Source organism: Streptomyces sp. NPDC030183 (assembly GCF_055573455.1).
In genome coordinates this window covers 286,677-305,541 of the sequence record NZ_JBVIBK010000002.1, presented here as the reverse complement: position 1 = coordinate 305,541, position 18,865 = coordinate 286,677, and the positions used below count along the sequence as shown (strand labels likewise).

Annotated in this window: 12 protein-coding genes and 1 pseudogene; 7 read left to right on the top strand and 6 right to left on the bottom strand. The window is 71.8% G+C overall.

Features of this window, described 5'->3' with window-relative positions; all coding sequences use genetic code 11:
- Positions 1-65 precede the first annotated feature (65 nt).
- Positions 66-800: a hypothetical protein gene (locus tag ACZ4Z2_RS04225; RefSeq protein ID WP_468072152.1), complete on the top strand. Its 735-nt coding sequence runs from the start codon at positions 66-68 to the stop codon at positions 798-800.
- 72 nt (positions 801-872) lie between these two features.
- Here ACZ4Z2_RS04225 and ACZ4Z2_RS04220 read toward each other — a convergent pair whose 3' ends face one another.
- Positions 873-1,592 (bottom strand): HNH endonuclease family protein, encoded by a 720-nt coding sequence (locus ACZ4Z2_RS04220; protein ID WP_468072150.1) that lies wholly within the window; start codon positions 1,590-1,592, stop codon positions 873-875.
- Between the two features lie 138 nt (positions 1,593-1,730).
- Complete coding sequence (locus tag ACZ4Z2_RS04215; protein ID WP_468072339.1) at positions 1,731-2,567, bottom strand: SCO6745 family protein; 837 nt, start codon at positions 2,565-2,567, stop codon at positions 1,731-1,733.
- A 198-nt stretch (positions 2,568-2,765) separates the two neighbouring features.
- Here ACZ4Z2_RS04215 and ACZ4Z2_RS04210 point away from each other — a divergent pair, with 198 nt between their 5' ends.
- Positions 2,766-3,413 carry a TetR/AcrR family transcriptional regulator gene (locus tag ACZ4Z2_RS04210; protein ID WP_468072149.1) on the top strand — a complete coding sequence of 216 codons (648 nt, stop codon included), beginning with the start codon at positions 2,766-2,768 and terminating at the stop codon, positions 3,411-3,413.
- Positions 3,414-3,837: 424 nt separating this feature from the next.
- On the opposite strand, the gene mfd is transcribed toward ACZ4Z2_RS04210, so the two are convergent.
- Entirely contained in the window at positions 3,838-7,371 is a 3,534-nt protein-coding gene (gene mfd / locus ACZ4Z2_RS04205; RefSeq protein ID WP_468072147.1) for a transcription-repair coupling factor, read from the bottom strand.
- A gap of 435 nt (positions 7,372-7,806) precedes the next feature.
- Between mfd and ACZ4Z2_RS04200 the strand changes: the two genes are divergently transcribed.
- Both ACZ4Z2_RS04200 and ACZ4Z2_RS04195 read left to right on the top strand, forming a co-directional pair.
- Entirely contained in the window at positions 7,807-9,249 is a 1,443-nt protein-coding gene (locus tag ACZ4Z2_RS04200; RefSeq protein ID WP_468072145.1) for a DUF2079 domain-containing protein, read from the top strand.
- A 113-nt stretch (positions 9,250-9,362) separates the two neighbouring features.
- Positions 9,363-9,920, top strand: a complete 558-nt coding sequence (locus ACZ4Z2_RS04195; RefSeq protein WP_468072144.1) for a phospholipase A2 — start codon at positions 9,363-9,365, stop codon at positions 9,918-9,920.
- 133 nt (positions 9,921-10,053) lie between these two features.
- Here ACZ4Z2_RS04195 and ACZ4Z2_RS04190 read toward each other — a convergent pair whose 3' ends face one another.
- Together ACZ4Z2_RS04190 and ACZ4Z2_RS04185 are read right to left on the bottom strand one after the other, a co-directional pair.
- Positions 10,054-12,699 (bottom strand): ABC transporter permease, encoded by a 2,646-nt coding sequence (locus ACZ4Z2_RS04190; protein ID WP_468072142.1) that lies wholly within the window; start codon positions 12,697-12,699, stop codon positions 10,054-10,056.
- Positions 12,696-13,484 carry an ABC transporter ATP-binding protein gene (locus tag ACZ4Z2_RS04185; protein ID WP_468072140.1) on the bottom strand — a complete coding sequence of 263 codons (789 nt, stop codon included), beginning with the start codon at positions 13,482-13,484 and terminating at the stop codon, positions 12,696-12,698. Before ACZ4Z2_RS04185 ends, ACZ4Z2_RS04190 begins: the two co-directional genes overlap by 4 nt.
- A gap of 468 nt (positions 13,485-13,952) precedes the next feature.
- Here ACZ4Z2_RS04185 and ACZ4Z2_RS04180 point away from each other — a divergent pair, with 468 nt between their 5' ends.
- The 3 genes and pseudogenes from ACZ4Z2_RS04180 to ACZ4Z2_RS04170 all read left to right on the top strand — a co-directional run bounded on the left by ACZ4Z2_RS04180 (position 13,953) and on the right by ACZ4Z2_RS04170 (position 17,906).
- Positions 13,953-15,446, top strand: coding sequence for an MFS transporter (locus ACZ4Z2_RS04180; protein WP_468072138.1), 1,494 nt, complete (start codon positions 13,953-13,955; stop codon positions 15,444-15,446).
- 196 nt (positions 15,447-15,642) lie between these two features.
- A pseudogene (locus tag ACZ4Z2_RS04175) lies at positions 15,643-16,155 on the top strand (DUF485 domain-containing protein); the annotation flags it as partial.
- 80 nt (positions 16,156-16,235) lie between these two features.
- Positions 16,236-17,906 (top strand): sodium/solute symporter, encoded by a 1,671-nt coding sequence (locus ACZ4Z2_RS04170; RefSeq protein WP_468072137.1) that lies wholly within the window; start codon positions 16,236-16,238, stop codon positions 17,904-17,906.
- A 4-nt stretch (positions 17,907-17,910) separates the two neighbouring features.
- Here ACZ4Z2_RS04170 and ACZ4Z2_RS04165 read toward each other — a convergent pair whose 3' ends face one another.
- On the bottom strand, positions 17,911-18,795 hold the full coding sequence (locus ACZ4Z2_RS04165) for a cellulose-binding protein (protein WP_468072135.1): 885 nt from the start codon (positions 18,793-18,795) through the stop codon (positions 17,911-17,913).
- Positions 18,796-18,865 lie beyond the last annotated feature (70 nt).

Genomic DNA, 18,865 nt, shown 5'->3' with positions numbered 1-18,865 from the left:
CGCACACCCGTGCCCGTGTGCGGCGGGGACACCGCTCACACATCAGATCCCAGGGGGGACCTCCCATGCGTCGCACCGCACTCGCCGCTCTCTGCATCGCCGCCGCGGCCACCTTCTCGCTCACCGGCTGCCTGCCCGGCGAGGAGAAGTCGAACGAGCCGTTCTCCGGCCTGAGCGGCGGTGAGATCGCCGACAAGGCCGTGAAGGCCACCTCCGACGCGGACTCGCTCCGGATGAAGGGCGAGATCCAGGACGACAGCGCCGGCGGCACGATCGACCTCGACATGGCCCTCAACAAGAAGGGCGACTGCGCCGGCACGATCGGCATGAAGGACGGCAAGGCCGACCTGATCAAGACCGGCGACACGATCTACATGAAGTACGACGAGGCGTTCCTGCGCGCCCAGGCCGGCGGTTCCTCCAAGGAGGAGACCGACATGATCGTGGACATGCTGGCCGGCAAGTGGACCAAGACGTCCGCGACCGCCAAGGACTCCAAGGAGATGGCCAGCTTCTGCGACCTGGACACCGTGCTCGCCGACTTCGAGGACACCAACTCCGACGCCGAGCGCGGCAAGACCACCACGGTCGACGGCACCCCCGCGATCCTCCTCCACGAGAAGGACGGCAAGGACCGTTACACCCTGTCCGTCGCCACCAAGGGCAAGCCGTACCTCCTGCGGGTCGTGAGCAAGTCCGCCAAGGAGCCGGGCGACATGAGCTTCACCGACTACAACAAGCCCGTCCCGGCCGACGCCCCCAAGGGCAAGGTCATCGACCTGGACAAGGAGTGGAGCTGACGTGACACCCCGGGGGCTCGGAGCGGGCACGGCCCGCACGGGTCCCCGGGGGTCCCGGCCCGTCGGGTGGCCTCAGTCCGCGTGGAAGCGGGCCGGGGCCTTCGTCGGGTTCCCGCCGCTGGGGAGCTTCTGGTCGGGGCAGGCGCTCAGCACCCGCTTCATCGCGGACTGTTCGGCCGAGGTGACCCACAGGCCGTACTTCTTCTTCACGGCGACCTGGGCGGCCACATAGGTGCAGCGGTATTCCTTGTTGGGCGGGAGCCAGGTGGCCGCGTCACCGTCGCCCTTGCTCCGGTTGGTGCCCGCGTCGACCGCGAGGAGGTTGAGCGGGTCGTTGGCCAGGGCTATGCGCTTGCTGTCGTCCCACTGCTGGGCGCCCTTCTGCCAGGCGTCCGACAAGGCCACGATGTGGTCTACGTCGATCTGGCTGCGGCCCCGCACGAACGACACGTCCTCCCCGGTGTACGGGTCCGGGTCGAGCACACCGGAGGCCACCCGGCAGTCCCCGTCCCGGAACGTCACCTTCTCCAGGTCGCGCTGGAGTATGTCGTCTCGGGTGTCGCAGTCGTTGGAGTCGGTGTCGGCCCACGGGCTGCCGAACTCCTCCCGGTCGTAACCGGTCTTGGGAGCACGCCCCTTCACGGTCAGGGACTCCGCCGCGGCGAGGGCGGGGCCTCTCCCGCCGGGGTTCTCCGCCGGCCCTGCGGATCCCTCGGTGCCCGGTTCGCAGCCGCTGACGGCGGCGACCAGTACCAGGGAGACGACGGCCACCCCACCCCTCAGACGCACCACGCGACCCTCCTCACTGTCCTTGCTGGTTGCTACGGTCCGGTTGCCCTGCCTGTGTTCCCTGCCCGCTCCGGCCGACACCGTAGCCCGCGTGGGTAAGGGGCAATGGGTAAGGCGAGGGGGCAGGCGCCGGTTCCGCGCTCACACCTTGCCTATGCCCAGCGTCGTCTCGGAGGGCAGCAGTCCCGAGCCGATCGCGGCGACCCAGAACTCGCCCAGCAGGTCCGCGAGGCGCGCACTGTCCGCCGGGCCGAGGGACCGCCAGGGCGCGGCGGCCAGTCGGTCGGTGTGACGCTCGACCTCCGCGCGCAGACTCCGGCCGGCTTCCGTGGCCGTACCGTCGCAGTCGACCAGTCCGCGTGCGGCGAGACGGTCACGGGCAGCCGCCCATTCGGCCGGGGACCAGCCTCGGCTCGCGAAGCGCTCCACGGATGCCGCGCCTATCGCCGCGAAAGAGACGAGGGATTCGACCGGGTCCAGGTCCGCGACCAGCAAGGCCGCGAGGTGGCCGTCCCCGCGGTGCTCTCGCAGGATCGTCGCCGCCCGCCAGAGCTGGAGGTGTGCGGGCTCGGGCCAGGGCAGTTCGGCGTTGGCCGCGGCCAGCGGGCGGCCGGCGGTGCTCACGGACTCCGCGGCGCGGCGGGCCAAGGCGGCGGCCTCGACCAGCTCGGGGCTGTGCGCACGCTCGCCGAACATCCCGCGATACACCCGGTCCATCGCCCGGTCCCGTGCCGCCAGCACCGCCTCGGGGCTCGCGGTCCTCCAGGCGGGCTCGATGTGTTCGGCGACCATGCGGGGGCTGAAGCTGTAGAACGCGGAGGCCACTCGCTCGCTTCCGGCCGCCCCCAGGGGGGCCGCCCGGTAGGCGAAGTAGCTCGGCCAGCGCTCCGCCACGTCGTATCCCAGGGCGGCGGCCTCCTCGAAGGCTTCCGGCGCGTAGTAGAAGACGGCGTGCAGCGGCTCCAGCAGGTGCCACATCCGGCGGACCTCGCCCGGCGCGACGCCGTCACGCCGGTCCTCTGCCGCACCCACACCGTTCACCGTGACGTTCTCAGACATGGCACATCCCCCTCGACGCTCCCCCGGCCTCGACGACCGGGCCAGAACTTGTCACTGCCAAGATTGCCCGACCGGCCACGAACTTGTCAACGACAAGATTGGGCGTACGCTGACCCCATGCCCCGCAGCAGCCCCACCAACGACGCCGACCGCCCCGACCGGCCCGATCGCCCTGCTCGGCCCGCTCGGCCTGCTCGTCCCGACCGGCCCTACCACCACGGCGATCTACGGCGCGCGATCCTCCGTGCCGCGCTCGACGTCATCGCCGCCGACGGACCCTCCGCGCTCAGCCTCCGGGACCTGGCCCGCCGCGCGGGCGTCTCGCACGCGGCTCCGGCGCACCACTTCAAGGACCGCACGGGACTGCTCACGGCGATCGCGGCGGAGGGTCACGCCCTGCTGGCCGCCGCGCTCACCGAGGCCGGCGACCTGCGGGACGCGGGCGTCCGCTACGTCCGCTTCGCCCGGGAGCACCCGGCCCACTTCCAGGTGATGTTCCGGCCGGAGCTGCTCCGCGAGGACGACCTCGAACTGACCACCGCCCGCGCCCTCTCGGGCGAGCGGCTGCGCGTCGCGGTCGCCACCGCCCGCCCCGAGTTCGCTCAGGCGGACCCCCGGCTGGCCGGCATCGCCGCCTGGTCCCTCTCCCACGGCTTCGCCACGCTGCTCCTCAGCCACAACCTCGACGCGGTGGTCGGTGACCAGGACCCGGACGACGTCTTCCGCACGGCCACGGAGCTGATGTTCCCGCCCACGGGGCAGTGACCGCGGGCGCGACGGCCCCGGCCCGCAGGGCAGTGACCGCCGACGCGACGGCCTCCGCCAACGACACGGCCACGGCCACGGCCACGGGAAGTCGCACCCCACACCGAGAGCCGCACACGGCAGCCGCACCTACGCCCGGCAGCCGTACCCCCCAGCAGACCACCGGCAGCCGCGCCCCGCAGCCCACCACCGACAGCCGCACCCCGCAGCCGACCACCGACAGCCGACCGCCCGCAGCCCTCCGCAGCCCACCACCGACAGCCGACCGCCCGCAGCCCTCCGCAGCCCACCACCGACAGCCGACCGCCCGCAGCCCTCCGCAGCCCCCCACCGACAGCCGACCGCCCGCAGCCCACCACCGACAGCCACACCCCGCAGCCCACCACCGACAGCCGACCGCCCGCAGCCGCACCTACCCCCACACCTACGACCCCAGAATCGAAGCCAGGAACTCCCCCGTCCACCCCAGCAACTCCCGCCCGAGCAGCGGCTTGCCGCCGACCTTCGCGGTCTTCGGGCGGGGCACCAGCACCTGGTGGACGGCCGGCTTGATGACCGTCCCGGGGTAGAGGCGCTTGAGGCGCAGCTCCTGCGACTCCCTCAACTCCACCGGCGCGAAGCGGATGTTGTTGCCCTGGAGCACGATCTCGCCGACCCCGCAGGCCCGCGCGAGCATCCGCAGCCCGGCCACCAGCAGCAGGTTCTCCACCGGCTCCGGCAGCTTGCCGTAGCGGTCGACGAGTTCCTCGCGCACCGCGGCGATGTCGGCCTCGCTGTTGACGGAGGCGATGGCCCGGTACGCCTGGAGGCGGAGCCGCTCGCCGGGCGCGTAGTCGTGCGGGACGTGCGCGTCGACCGGCAGCTCGATCTTGACCTCCAGCGGCGGCTCCTCCTCGATCTCCCCCGTCTCCAGCTGCCGCCGGTAGTCCGCGACCGCCTCGCCGACCATGCGGACGTATAGGTCGAAGCCGACGCCCGCGATATGGCCGGACTGCTCGCCGCCGAGGAGGTTGCCCGCGCCTCGGATCTCCAGGTCCTTCATCGCCACGTACATGCCCGCGCCCATCTCGGTGTGCTGGGCGATCGTGGCCAGGCGCTCGTGGGCGGTCTCCGTGAGCGGCTTCTCCGGCGGGTAGAGGAAGTACGCGTAGCCACGCTCCCGGCCTCGGCCGACGCGTCCGCGCAGCTGGTGGAGCTGGGACAGGCCGAAGGTGTCGCCGCGCTCCACGATCAGGGTGTTGGCGTTGGAGATGTCGATGCCGGACTCCACGATCGTCGTGGAGACGAGCACGTCGAACTTCTTCTCCCAGAAGTCGACGACCACCTGCTCCAGGGCCTGCTCCGACATCTGGCCGTGCGCGGTCGCGATCCGTGCCTCGGGGACGATGTCGCGCAGCCGGGCGGCGGCGCGGTCGATCGACTCGACCCGGTTGTGGATGTAGAAGACCTGGCCCTCGCGCAGCAGTTCACGGCGGATGGCCGCGCCGATCTGCTTCTCCTCGTACGGGCCGACGAAGGTCAGGACCGGGTGGCGTTCCTCCGGGGGCGTGGTGATCGTCGACATCTCCCGGATGCCGGTGACCGCCATCTCCAGGGTTCGCGGGATCGGTGTCGCGGACATCGTCAGCACGTCCACGTTGGCGCGGAGCTTCTTCAGCTGCTCCTTGTGCTCGACGCCGAAGCGCTGCTCCTCGTCGACGATGACGAGGCCGAGGTCCTTGAACTTGGTCTCCGAGGAGAACAGCCGGTGGGTGCCGATGACGATGTCGACGGAGCCCTCGCGCAGGCCCTCCAGGGTGGCCTTGGCCTCGGTGTCCGTCTGGAAGCGGGACAGGGCCTTGACGCTGACCGGGAACTGCGAGTACCGCTCGCTGAACGTGCCGAAGTGCTGCTGCACCAGGAGCGTCGTGGGGACGAGCACCGCCACCTGCTTGCCGTCCTGGACGGCCTTGAAGGCGGCGCGGACCGCGATCTCCGTCTTGCCGTAGCCCACGTCGCCGCAGATCAGGCGGTCCATCGGGACCGTCTTCTCCATGTCCTCCTTGACCTCGGCGATCGTGGTCAGCTGATCGGGCGTCTCCGCGTACGGGAAGGCGTCCTCCAGCTCCCGCTGCCAGGGGGTGTCCGGGCCGAAGGAGTGGCCGGGGGCGGCCATGCGGGCGCTGTACAGCTTGATCAGGTCGGCGGCGATCTCCTTGACGGCCTTCTTCGCGCGCGCCTTGGTCTTCGTCCAGTCGGCGCCGCCCAGGCGGTGCAGCGTGGGTGCCTCGCCACCGACGTACTTGGTGATCTGTTCCAGCTGGTCGGTGGGGATGTAGAGGCGGTCGCCCGGCTGGCCGCGCTTCGCGGGGGCGTACTCGACGACCAGGTACTCGCGGGTCGCGCCCTGCACGGTCCGCTGCACCATCTCGATGTAGCGGCCGACGCCGTGCTGCTCGTGGACGATGTAGTCGCCCGCTTCGAGGGTGAGCGGGTCGATGGTCTTGCGGCGGCGGGCGGGCATGCGGGTGCCGTCCTTGCCGGCCGCCTTCTGCCCCGAGAGGTCGGTCTCGGTGAGGACGGCGAGCTTCAGGGACGGGGCGATGAAGCCGTAGTCGATCGAGCCGCACGCCACGTGCACCACCGACGGGGCGATCTGTCCGAGGTCGGCCTCCAGACGGGCGGCGATGCCCTCGCCGCCGAGGACCTCGACGGTGCGGGAGGCGGGGCCGTGGCCCTCGGTCACATAGACCGTGCGCCAGCCGTCGGCGAGCCAGCCCTTGGTGTCGGCGAGCGCCTTCGCGGTGTCGCCGCGGTAGGTCTCGGGAGCCTGCATGCCGAGCTTGAGGGTGTCCCCGTCCAGCTCCTCGTCGGCGGCGAACGGCGACACCGACCACCACATCATGTCCAGCTCGCGGGCCCGGTCCCGGACGTCCGCGATGGACCACAGGGAGGCCGCGCCGACGTCGATGGGCGCCTCGCCGCCGCCGGCCGTGGCCGCCCACGACGCCTGGAGGAACTCCTGCGAGGTGGCCACCAGGTCCGCGGCGCGCGTGCGCACCCGCTCCGGGTCGCACACGACCGCCATCGCGCCCTTCGGCAGGACGTCGATCAGGAGTTCCATGTCGTCGACGAGGACCGGGGCGAGGGATTCCATGCCCTCGACGGCGATGCCCTCGGCGATCTTGCCCAGCAGTTCGCCCAGTTCGGGGTGGCGTTCGGCGAGGGCGCGGGCGCGCCCCCGCACCTCGTCCGTGAGGAGGAGCTCGCGGCAGGGCGGGGCCCACAGTCCGTGCTCGGCGACTTCCAGGGAGCGCTGGTCGGCGACCTTGAAGTACCGGATCTCCTCGATGTCGTCGCCCCAGAACTCCACCCGGAGGGGGTGCTCCTCGGTCGGCGGGAAGACGTCGAGGATGCCGCCGCGCACGGCGAACTCGCCGCGCTTCTCGACCAGCTCGACCCGGGAGTACGCGGCCGCCGCGAGCGCCTCGACCGTGCGGTTCAGGTCGGCGCTCTCGCCGCTGCGCAGGGAGACGGGCTCCAGGTCACCGAGCCCCTTGACCTGGGGCTGGAGGACGGAACGCACGGGGGCGACGACGACCTGGACCGGGCCGGTCTCCGGGTCGTCGGGGCGCGGGTGGGTCAGCCGGCGCAGGACCGCGAGGCGGCGGCCGACGGTGTCGCTGCGGGGGCTGAGGCGCTCGTGGGGCAGGGTCTCCCAGGCCGGGTACTCCACGACGCCCTCCGGGGGGAGGAGGGAGCGCAGGGCAGCCGCGAGGTCCTCGGCCTCGCGGCCGGTGGCCGTCACGGCCAGTACGGGGCGGCCGGCGTCCCTGGCGAGGGCCGCGACGGCGAAGGGCCGGGCCGCCGGGGGGCCGACCAGGTCGACGTGGGTGCGGTGGCCGTCGGCCGCGGCCCTGATCGCTTCCGCGAGGGGGGCGTCCTTGACTACGGCGTCGAGCAGACCGTGGAGGCTCATGAAGGGCGTTTCCCGTCCGGGGGTCAGGCTGCGGCTGGGGTACAGCGGGGGCAACACGAACGCCCGACCTCGTGGGAGGGGCCGGGGGTGTCCAGGGTACGACGGGTGGTGGGGGTGGTGCGGAGGCTGTGGACAACCGGGGGCGGGCCCCGTCAGGGAGTCGGCCCCGCCGCGCTCACCCGTCCCCTCCCAGGGGCTGCGCCCCTTCGACCCCGCCGGGGGCCGGCCCCCCGGGCCCCGCCCAATGAAGCAGGGGGCTTCCCGCGCTCGCTCGGCTGCGGACCGTCGTGGTTTCCCGCGCGGTTCCCCGCGCCCCTATGGGTGCCTGCGGCCGGTTTCCTCCGTACCGCCTCGCTCCACGCCCCTCGTCCGGAGGGTGCGCCTACCCTGTAGGGCGCTCGGCGCACAGCAGTCCCGCGATGAACGTGAGTCCCGATGTCCTCGACCGTGTCACCACCGGCGTCCTCCGTCCCGCCCGGTATACCCGAGCCGGTCACGGCCGCGCCGTCGCGGCCGCTCGACCGGCGCTCGTTCCTCGCGCGGCGCACCCCCCATCTGCTGGCCGTGGGCCTGTTCGCGGCGTACGCGACGGAGTCCGTCTGCCGGTACCGGAACATGGGGACACGATCGTGGGACCTGGGGATATTCGAGCAGGCGGTGCGCGCGTACGCGCACCTGCGGACGCCGGTCGTCGATCTCAAGGGGCCGGGGTTCCATGTGCTCGGCGATCACTTCAGCCCGGTCACCGCGCTGCTCGCGCCGTTGTACCGGGTCTTCCCCTCGCCGGTGACGCTGCTCGTCGCCCAGGCCGCGCTGTTCGCCCTGTCGGCGGTGCCGGTGACACGTGCCGCGACCCGGCGGCTGGGACGGCCGCGGGGGCTCGCGATCGGCGTGGCGTACGGGCTGTCGTGGGGGCTCCAGCGCGCGGTGGACTTCGACTTCCACGAGGTCTGCTTCGCCGCACCTCTGATCGGGTTCTCCCTGGAGGCGCTGCTCGCCCACCGATGGCGGGCGGCGCTGCTCTGGGCCCTGCCGCTGGTGCTGGTCAAGGAGGACCTGGGGGTCACGGTGGCGGCGCTCGCGCTGCTCGTCGTGCTGCGGGCCGGGCGGCACGGTTCGCAGCGCGACGTCGCCCTCGGCGTCGCCGTCGCGTCGTTCGGGGCGGTCGCGGCGCTGGTCACCGTCACCATGATCATCCCGGCGTTCCACACCTCCGGCGGCTACGGCTACTGGAGCAAGGTCGGCGGGGCCGGCCCCTTCGAGGGCCTCGACACCAAGGTCCGCACCCTGCTGTGGCTGCTGGTCCCCACCACCGGGCTGCTCGCCCTGCGCTCGCCGCTCCTCCTCGCCGCCCTGCCCACCCTGGGCTGGCGTTTCCTGTCGTCCGACGACCACTACTGGGGCACGAACTGGCACTACAGCGCCGTACTGATGCCGATCGTGTTCCTCACCCTCGTCGACGCGCTGCCGGCCGCGCGCCGCAGCCCCCGGCGGTGGCTGCGCTCGTACGCGTTCCATCTGCCCGCCGGGGTCGCGTCGGCGGCGCTGGCGCTGACGACCTCGCTGCCCCTGTCGGCGCTCACCGAAGCCGACGCCTACCGGGTGCCGGAGCGTGTGGTGGCCGTGGAGAAGCTGCTGGCGACGATCCCGGACGGCGCCACCGTCGAGTCCAACATCGGCCCGATCAGCCGTCTGACGTCACGCTGCCGCGTCTTCTGGATCGGCTGGACCAAGGGCCTCGCCCCGGACTACATCGTCTTCGACAACTCCTCGCGGTGGGTCAAGGACGTGCCCCGTTACGCCCGTCAGCTGCATCCCCGGGACCGCTACGAACTCGATGGCGTCATCCAGGGACATGTACTGCTGCGCCGCGTGTGACCGCCTGCCCTCTGCCCTCCGCCCTGCACCAAGGGACAATTGGCACCCCTCCGTGGACATGACACCGTGGCGATCGCTTCCGGGAAGCAGTCGACCAGAAACGGGGAAAAACCATGACCACGTTACGCGGAGTAATTCCCGGCGCCACTCTTTCGGCAGTTCTTCTGCTGACCGGCGCCGCACCCGCCCTCGCCGGTCCCGTCACGGCGGACGGCGGGGCGTCCACCCAGGCGGTCGCCGGCGTCACCAAGGCGCAGAAGCTCTCGAAACTGGGCACTCTCACGGGGAACTCGTCCGGTTCCCAGACCAACTGGTTCACGGCGCTCGGGCAGCACCGCAAGCACAAGCCGGCGATCACGAAGTACAAGTTCAACTGGAGCACGAACTACTGCAATTCGTCGCCGGACAAGCTCTGGGGCGGCTACGACTTCTCGTTCGCCTGCTACCGGCACGACTTCGGATACCGCAATTACAAGACGATCGCGGGCAAGGCCGCGTTCAAGCGGTCCCACAAGCAGCGGATCGACAAGGCGTTTCTGGGCGACATGAACCGTGTCTGCGGACAGAGGTTCTGGGCCGATCCGCTGACGCCGACCGTCCGCGCGAAGGCCAAGGCCGCCTGCCTGAAGACGGCGAAGAAGTACTACCAGGCCGTCCGCCTCTCCGGCTGACGAGAACCGGCGGGGCGTGGGGATCATTCCCCACGCCCCGCCGTCCCCGTTGCACAGCCCCTCGGGCGGGACCCCCGTACCGGTCCGAGGGGCCGGGTCCGCCCGGTCGTCCCGGCTCCTTACCGCGCCGGCGTCAGTCCGTCGCGATCGCCTTGAGGACGTTCATCCGTCCCGCCCTGAACGCGGGGACGAGGGCGGCGAACAGGCCCACGAACGCCGAGCCGACGAAGACGCCGATGATGGTCGGCCACGGGATGTCCAGGACCTCCAGGCCCTCCAGGGCGAGGAGTCGCTGGGCGGTCGCGCCCCAGCCCATCCCCAGGCCCAGTCCCAGCAGCGCGCCGAACAGGGCGATCACCACGGACTCCAGGCGGATCATGCGGCGCAGCTGGCGGCGGGAGAGGCCGATGGCCCGCATGAGGCCGATCTCCCTGGTGCGTTCGACCACCGACAGGGCCAGCGTGTTCACGACACCGAGGACGGCGACGACGATGGCCAGCGCCAGCAGGCCGTAGACCATGTTGAGCAGTTGCCCGACCTGGTCCTTCAGGTTCTGCTTGTAGTCGGTCTGGTCCATGACCTGGACCGTGGGGTCCTTGGCGACGGCCGTCTTGAGCGCGGCGTACGCCTGGTCCTTGCTGCCCTCGTCCGCCTTGGCGAGCAGGGCCGTGTCCAGCGGCAGCCGCTCGGCCGGCACATAGCGCTCGACGGTCGTGAGGTTGGTGTACATCGCGCCCTGGTCGAGGCCCGTGTCGTCGGAGGTGATGGCCGCCACCCTCAGCTTCGCGGTGCGGCCCCCGTCGAAGGCCACGGTCAGGGTGTCGCCGACCTTCAGGCCCGCCTTCTCGGCGAACTCGGAGCCGACGGACATCGCGTCGTCGCCGTAGGCGGCCGCGAGGTCACCGGCGACCGTCTCGCGGCGCAGGTCGTCGGCGTAGGTGGGCTCCGCGGCGAGCAGTTGCTCCGACACGGAGGTGCCGTCGGGCGCGGTCACCTTGGCCGGTGCCTCCTTCAGACGGGTGACGTGGCCGAGGCCCTTGACCCCTTCGACTGCCTTGACGGTGGCGGGGTTGAGGGGCTTGCCGCCGTTGCCGGCGGTGACGATGAAGTCGGCGCCGACCGACCTGTCCAGCTCGGCGGTGGCGGAGGTCACCATGGAGGAGCCGACCACGGAGAGGCAGGCGACCAGGGCCAGGCCGATCATCAGGGCCGCGCCGGTGGCGCCCGTACGGCGGGGGTTGCGCAGGGCGTTGCGCTCGGCCATCCGGCCGACCGGGCCGAAGGCCCGCAGCAGCACGACGCTGAGCACCCGCACGACACCGCCCGCGAGGAGCGGGCCGATCACGACGAAGCCGATGAGGCTGAGGACGATGCCCGCGGCCAGGACCAGCGAGCCCTGCTTCGCCTGGTCCGCGGTGGCGGCCAGATAGAGCGCGAAGGCACCCGCGCCGGTGAGGGCCAGGCCCACCAGGCCCCGGACGAGTCCGGCCTTGCCGTCCGCCGGGGTGCCGGCGTCGCGCAGGGCCGCCATCGGGGAGACCTTGCCCGCGCGGCGGGCCGGCAGATAGGACGCGAGGACCGTGACCACGATGCCCAGCAGCAGGCCGATGGCCGGGGTCGTCCAGTGCACCGTCAGGTCGCGGGTGGACAGTTCCATGCCGACGGCCGACATGAGCTTCATCAGGCCGACCGCGAGGCCGATGCCCGCGCCGACGCCGACGACCGAACCGAGGACACCGAGCAGGGTCGCCTCGACGAGGACCGACCGGTTGACCTGTCCGCGGGAGGATCCGACCGCCCGCATGAGGCCGATCTCGCGGGTGCGCTGGGCGACCAGCATCGAGAACGTGTTGATGATCAGGAAGACACCGACGAGGAACGCGATCCCGGCGAAGCCGAGCATCCCGTACTTGATGACGCTCATGAACTCGTCGACGTCGCCGCGGTTGGCGTCGGCGGTCTCCTGCTGCGTACGGACCTGGTACGCCGCCTCCTGCGCCCCCTTCGCGCCCTGCCCGCCCTGCTCGCCCTTCGCACCCTGCGCGTCCCGGGCCTTGAGGGCCGCCAGGGCCGAGCTGACGTTCCGCTTCAGCCGGGTGTCGCTGACGCCCGCCTCCGCGACGACGTTGACCTGGGTGAACCGGTCGGTGGCGCCGAGGAGTCCGCGCTGGGCGGTGGTGGTGTCGAAGAAGACCACGGCGGCACCGGGGTTGGTCACCTTGAACGAGGCGATGCCGACGATCCGGGCGGTGACGTCACCGCTGACGGTGATGGTGCGCAGCTCGTCCCCGAGCTTCAGTCCGTGCTTGTCGGCGGTGTCCGCGTCGACCATCACCTGGGTCGGGCCGCGCGGGGCGTGCCCGGAGGTGATCTCCATGGAACGCAGGTCGTTCTTCGTCCAGTTGCCCGCGATGGTGGGGGCGCCGGTGGAGGAGCCCATGTTCTTGTTGTCACGGTCGACGACGGTCACGTCCATCGAGGAGACGGCGCCCTCGGCCGACTTGACGCCCTCGGCGGCGGCCACGTCCTTCACCAGGGAGGCGGGCAGGGACTCGGGCCGTCCGGTCCGCGAGACCTCGTCGGCCTCACCGCCGGCCACGGAGACCGTGACGTCGGAGGAGGTGGCCGCGAACAGCTTGTCGAAGGTGGTGCCCATCGTGTCGGTGAAGACCAGGGTGCCCGTGACGAACGCCACCGACAGCATGACCGCGATGGCCGACAGCGCCATCCGGCCCTTGTGCGCGAAGAAGTTGCGCATCGACGTTCTCATCACGCTCATGACGTGCGCCCCCGGGCGTCGAAGTCCTTCATGCGGTCCAGCACCTGGTCGGCCGTCGGCTGGTGCATCTCGTCGACGATGCGTCCGTCGGCGAGGTACAGCACGCGGTCGGCGTACGAGGCGGCGACCGGGTCGTGGGTGACCATCACGATGGTCTGGCCCAGCTCGTCGACGGAGCGCCGCAGGAAGCCCAGCACCTCGGCGCCGGCGCGCGAGTCGAGGTTGCCGGTCGGCTCGTCCCCGAAGATGATCTCGGGGCGCGCGGCCAGGGCCCGGGCCACGGCGACGCGCTGCTGCTGGCCGCCGGAGAGCTGGGTCGGCCGGTGCTTCAGCCGCTGGGCGAGCCCCACGGTCTCCACGACCCGGCCGAGCCACTCCTTGTCGGGCTTGCGCCCGGCGATGTCCATGGGCAGCGTGATGTTCTCGATGGCGTTGAGTGTGGGCAGCAGGTTGAACGCCTGGAAGATGAACCCGATCCGGTCCCGGCGCAGCTGCGTGAGCTTCTTGTCCTTCAGGCCGGTGATCTCGGTCTCGTCGAGGTGGATCTGACCGCTCGTCACGGTGTCGAGTCCGGCGAGGCAGTGCATGAGCGTGGACTTGCCGGACCCCGAGGGCCCCATGATCGCGGTGAACTGACCCCGCGCGATGTCCACGTCCACATGGTCGAGGGCGACGACACGGGTCTCGCCGGACCCGTACGCCTTCACGACCTGCCGCGCCCGCGCGGCAACGGCCGTACGCCCTCCAGTGCCCCCGTGCCTGGTGATGGTCACAGCCGATGTCACGGTATGTCTCCTATGTCGTTCTGTAGGTATGTCGGTGAGCAGGTGTGTCGGTGAGCAGGTATGTCGTCAGCAAGTGGTTCCGCCGCTCAGCGGATGCGCGGCGGTACGAGGTGATGCCCTGAGTCTGGTCGTCCGGGGGTGTCCGGCGCCCTGGTGCTCGGCGCAGTCTTCCGCTGGGGAAAACCCCACCCCCGGGGCTCCGGCCCCCACCCCCGTGGTCCCGGCGCGCCGCCCCCCAGCGGCGTAGGACCACGTTAAGGACGGGGAGAGGTCCGCCTCTTCCTCCGGCGGTACGAACCCACCCCTGGCCGTTGTACGGAGGTACCCCTAAGGGATCTCCACCGAGAGGTGGAGCCGGTCTCAGGGTCGGACTCCGCCTTCCGATGCAGTCAGGTTGCACCCTGCCGTGGCTTGAGGGACAAGTGGCATGGTGGTGCCCGGCAGATAGATGCAGGGGGAAGGAATCCGGTGGGCGACACGCGACCCGCGCTCCGCGACACGGCACGGCACACCGGATCCGGCAGACGGGGAGCGGTCACCGCCGCGCTCATGCTGGCCATGGGCCTGGCCGCGCTGGACTCGACGATCGTCTCGACCGCCGTCCCGCAGATCGTCGCCGACCTCGGCGGCTTCTCCGTCTTCTCCTGGCTGTTCTCCGGCTATCTGCTCGCCGTCACCGTCACCCTCCCCCTGTACGGCAAGCTCTCCGACACCTTCGGCCGCAAGCCGGTGCTGATCGCGGGCGCGGCCCTGTTCCTGCTGGGCTCGCTGCTGTGCGCGCTGGCCTGGAACATGGGCGCGCTGATCGCCTTCCGCGTCGTCCAGGGCCTGGGCGGCGGGGCGCTCCAGGGCACGGTGCAGACGCTGGCGGCCGACCTCTACCCCCTGGAGGAGCGGCCCAGGATCCAGTCGAAGCTGTCCACGGTCTGGGCGGTGTCGGCGGTGGCCGGCCCCGGAGTGGGCGGCGTCCTCGCCGCCTACGCGGACTGGCGCTGGATCTTCCTGATCAACCTCCCGCTCGGTGCCGCTGCCCTCTGGCTCCTGGTCCGGCATCTGCACGAGCCGGCCCGGGAGCGCACCGCCCGGCCCCGGGTGGACTGGGCCGGCGCCCTGACGGTCTTCGCCTGCGGAGGCGCCCTGCTGACGGCGCTGGTGCAGGGCGGAGTGGCCTGGGCCTGGCTGTCGTGGCCCTCACTGACCCTGCTGGGCACGGGAGTCGCCCTCGTCGCGGCGCTGATCGTCATCGAACGCCGGGCGGCCGACCCGATCATCCCCGGCTGGGTGTGGCGGCGGCGCACGATCGCGGCCGTGAACCTGGCGCTGGCCGCGCTGGGCCTGCTGATGGTGGCGCCGACGGTCTTCCTCGCGACCTACGCCCAGTCCGTCCTGGGCCTGGCCCCGGTGGCCGCCGGCTTCGTCGTCTCCATCTGGACGCTGAGCTGGCCGGTGTCGGCGGCCCTGAGCCAGCACGTGTACCGCCGTATCGGCTTCCGGGACACGGCGATCCTGGGCATCGCGGCGGCGGCGCTGCTGCTGTTCGCGTTCCCGTTCCTGCCGTACCCCGGCGAGGCGTGGCAGCCGACCCTGCTGATGCTCCTGCTGGGCGCCGCGCTGGGCCTCTTCCAGCTCCCGCTGATCGTGGGCGTCCAGTCGACGGTGCGGTGGGAGGAACGGGGCACGGCGACGGGATCGATCCTCTTCTGCCGCCAGACCGGCCAGACCCTGGGCGCGGCGGTCTTCGGCGCGGTCGCGAACGGCGTCCTGGCCTCCCGCCTGGGCGGTGCGGGCGACCTCGACGCGGTGACCCATGGTCTGGACGCGGGCACGACGGCGGAGCCGGTCCGCCGCGCGGTCGCGGAGGCGGTCCACGCGGTGTACCTGGGCGCGGCCTGCGCGGCGACGGTGGCCCTGCTGGTGCTACTGGTGGTGGCGCCGCGCCGGTTCCCGGTGCTGAAGGACTGAGCCGAGGCCGCGAAAAAGCCTGAGTTAATCCGGGTAACACCCCAGGTCAGCACGGGTTCCCAGAAGAAAGCGCATACCGACCACTCAGTTTGCGGAAACCCTCGCGCGTAACCGAACCCGCGGGTAGCGTTCACGCCCGCCCCCCGCTCCCTGCGGTCCGCAGGCACCGGACCAGAGCCGCGCAAGGAGACAAGGGATGACCGACCCGTTCTCGTCACCCCCGCACCGACCCCCGTCCCGTCCACCCCACCAGTCCGCCCCCTCGTACCCGCCCCCGCCCCCGTCCGCGTACGCGTCCCCGTCCGCGTACGCCCAGCAGTCCTCACCCACGTACCCGACCCAGTACCCGTCCCCGTACGACCCCCCTCTCGCGCCGCCGCTGCCCGACGCGTCCGACGACCCCCTTCTGCACCACCACAGCGACCTGCGCCTGCTGCGGAGCGCGTACCGCTGGCAGCGGCGGGTGGCGACGCTGACCGCGCTGGGCTACTTCGTGCTGTTCCTGGCCCTCTCGGCGTTCGCCCCGTCGTTCATGACGAGCACGGTCAGCGGCGGACTGTCGACGGGACTGCTGCTAGGGCTGCTCCAGGTGCCCGTGACCTGTCTGGCGATCTGGCTGTACGAACGCACCGCGCGCCGCCGCGTGGACCCCCTCGCGGACCGGATACGCCGACTGGCGGAGGCCGATGCGCGCCGCGACGCCCAGCGGGAGGCGGACCGCACCCGCCGGAGCACCGACCGCGCCCCCCGACGGAACGTCAACCAGAACTCCTCGTGGGGGCCCGCCCGATGATCACCACCGCCTCCTCCCTGCCCACCGCCGCCGGTGTCGTCGCCGAGTTCAGCGGATCGGCGCAGGCCATGTCCCTCGTCGGCTTCACCGCGGTCGCCACGGTGACACTGCTGCTGTGCGTGATGACCGGCCCCGACCGGGACGACCTCGACGAGTTCTACACCGGCTACAGCTCGCTCTCCCCCATGCGCAACGGCCTCGCCATCGCGGGCGACTACATCTCCGCCGCGACGGTCCTCGGCACCGGCGGAGTCATCGCCCTCTTCGGCTACGACGGTGTCGTCCTGGCCCTCAGCACGGCCCTGTCCCTGATGCTGCTGATGCTCCTGCTGGCCGAACCCCTGCGCAACGCGGGCCGGTTCACCATGGGGGACGCGCTGGCCCGGCGGATGCCCGGCCGGGCCGTGCGCATCACCGCGTGCGTCGTGACGCTCGCGGCGCTGATGCCGATGATGCTGGTGCAACTGGCCGGCACCGGCGACCTGCTGGCGTTCATCCTCGGCTTCTCCAACGACAGCCTGAAGACCGGTGTGGTCGTCGTCGTCGGCGCGTTGATGATCGGCTACGCGGCGATCGGCGGGATGAAGGGCACCGCCCTCATCCAGATCATCAAGATCGTGATGCTGCTCGGCTCCGGCGGCGTCATCGCCGTCCTGATCCTCAACAGGTTCGACTGGGACCCCGGCCTCCTGCTGGGTGCCGCGGCGGACAAGAGCGGGGTCGGCACCGGCTACCTCCACTCCGGGCTCCAGTTCTCGGGCGGCCCGTACCCCGATCTCGACATGATCAGCGCCCAGTTGACCGTCGTCCTCGGCGGCGCCTGCCTGCCCCACGTCACCATGCGCATGTACACCGCGCGCAGCGCCCGCCAGGTCCGCCGCTCACTGTCCTGGGCGGTGCCGTCGGTCGCCCTGTTCGTGCTGATCATCGCGGTGATCGGCTTCGGCGCGACGGCACTGATCGGCCGCGAGGTGATCGCGACGGCCGACCCGCAGGGCAACACGGCCTATCTGCTGGGCTCGATGGCGGCGTTCGGGGCCGAGGTCTCCACCGCGGAGACACTGCTGTTCACCACGGTCGCCACAGCGGTCTTCCTGACGCTCCTCGCCTCGGTGGCGGGCATGATCCTCGCCTGCGCGAACTCCCTGGCCCACGACGTGTTCGCCGCCGTCGCCACCCGGCCCCTCACGCCCCGCCGCGAGATGACCATCGCCCGGCTGTCGGCGGGCGCCGTCGGTGTCACCGCGATCGTCCTCGCCACGCTGGTCCAGAACCGCAGCCTCCAGCCGCTGGTCACCCTCTCGTTCTGCCTGGGCGCCTCCGCGATCGCCCCCGCCCTGGTCTACGGCCTCTTCTGGCGCCGCTACACCCGTACGGGGCTGATGTGCACGCTCATCGGCGGCACGCTCGCCGTCATGGTCCTCATGACCGGCACGAACCTGGTGTCCGGTTCACCGTTCGCCGCGTTCCCGCGCGCCGACTTCAACTGGTTCCCGTTCACCACGACCGGCCTGGTCTCCATCCCGCTGGGCTTCGCGTTCGGCTGGCTGGGCACGGTGTGGTCGGGCCGCGGCAAGGCGGAACAGCAGCGCAGGCAGTACGAGGCGGTGGAGGGCTGGATCCTCGCGGGCGCGGTGCGCAGCGGGGCCGCGAACGAGGGCGGGTGACCGGCTACTGGTCCGTGAGCGCCGAGAGGCTGTCGCGGACGTAGTCCATCTGCACCTTCAGGCCCTCTTCACGCTCGGCGTGCTCGCGCAGGACCCGCTCGGTGTCCCGGGCGACGCGCTCCTCCCGGACCCGTGCCTCCGCGATCACCTCGGCGGCACGGGCCTCCGCCTCCGCCTGCGTCTGCGCCGCGTGCCGTTCCGCCTCGGCGAGGGCCCGCTCCGCCTCGACGACGGCGGCCTCCGCGCGGGCGACCCGCTCCGCGTGGCGGGCGTCGAACACGGCTTCCCGTTCGGCGACCGCCCGCTCGATGCCGGCCACCCGCTCGGCGAACTCCTTGTCGATCTCGGTGAGCATCCCCTCGGTGCGCTCCCGCACCTCCCGCAGCGCCGCCAGCGCCTCGGTCCGCCCCTCCTTCACGGACAGCCGTGCGGTGATCCGCAGGTCGTCCGCCTCGGCCCGCGCCGCGAGGACCCGCTGCCGGGCCCGCTCCTCCGCCTCACCGCGCAGCTGGTCGGCGTACGCCCGCGCCTCCTCCCGCGCGCGCCGCGCGGCCTCCTCGGCCTCCTCGACGAGCCGCCGGGCCTCGGCGCGCCCGTCCTCCCGCAGCGCCGCCGCCTCCTCGACGCACAGCTCGAACAGCTGCCGGGCCCGCCCCCCGAGCGCCTCGTACGTCTGCCGGGGCAGCCCGGCCACGGTCTCCCGCAGCCGGGCCAGCTCCGCGCCCATCTCCTTGGCCAGCACCGTCAGCCGGGCCGCACGCTCCCACGCCGCGTCACGGTCCTGCGAGAGGGCCGCCGCGCAGGCGTCGACCTGGTCGGGGCGGTAGCCACGCCGTACGACGTCGAAGTCGAAGTCGCACCCCTGGGGCGCCGCCGGTGCGCTGCTCATGCTGGGAACCTCTCGCCGGACGCACACGAAATGATGATTTCGCGCATATCTTGAGGTACCGGACAGACGT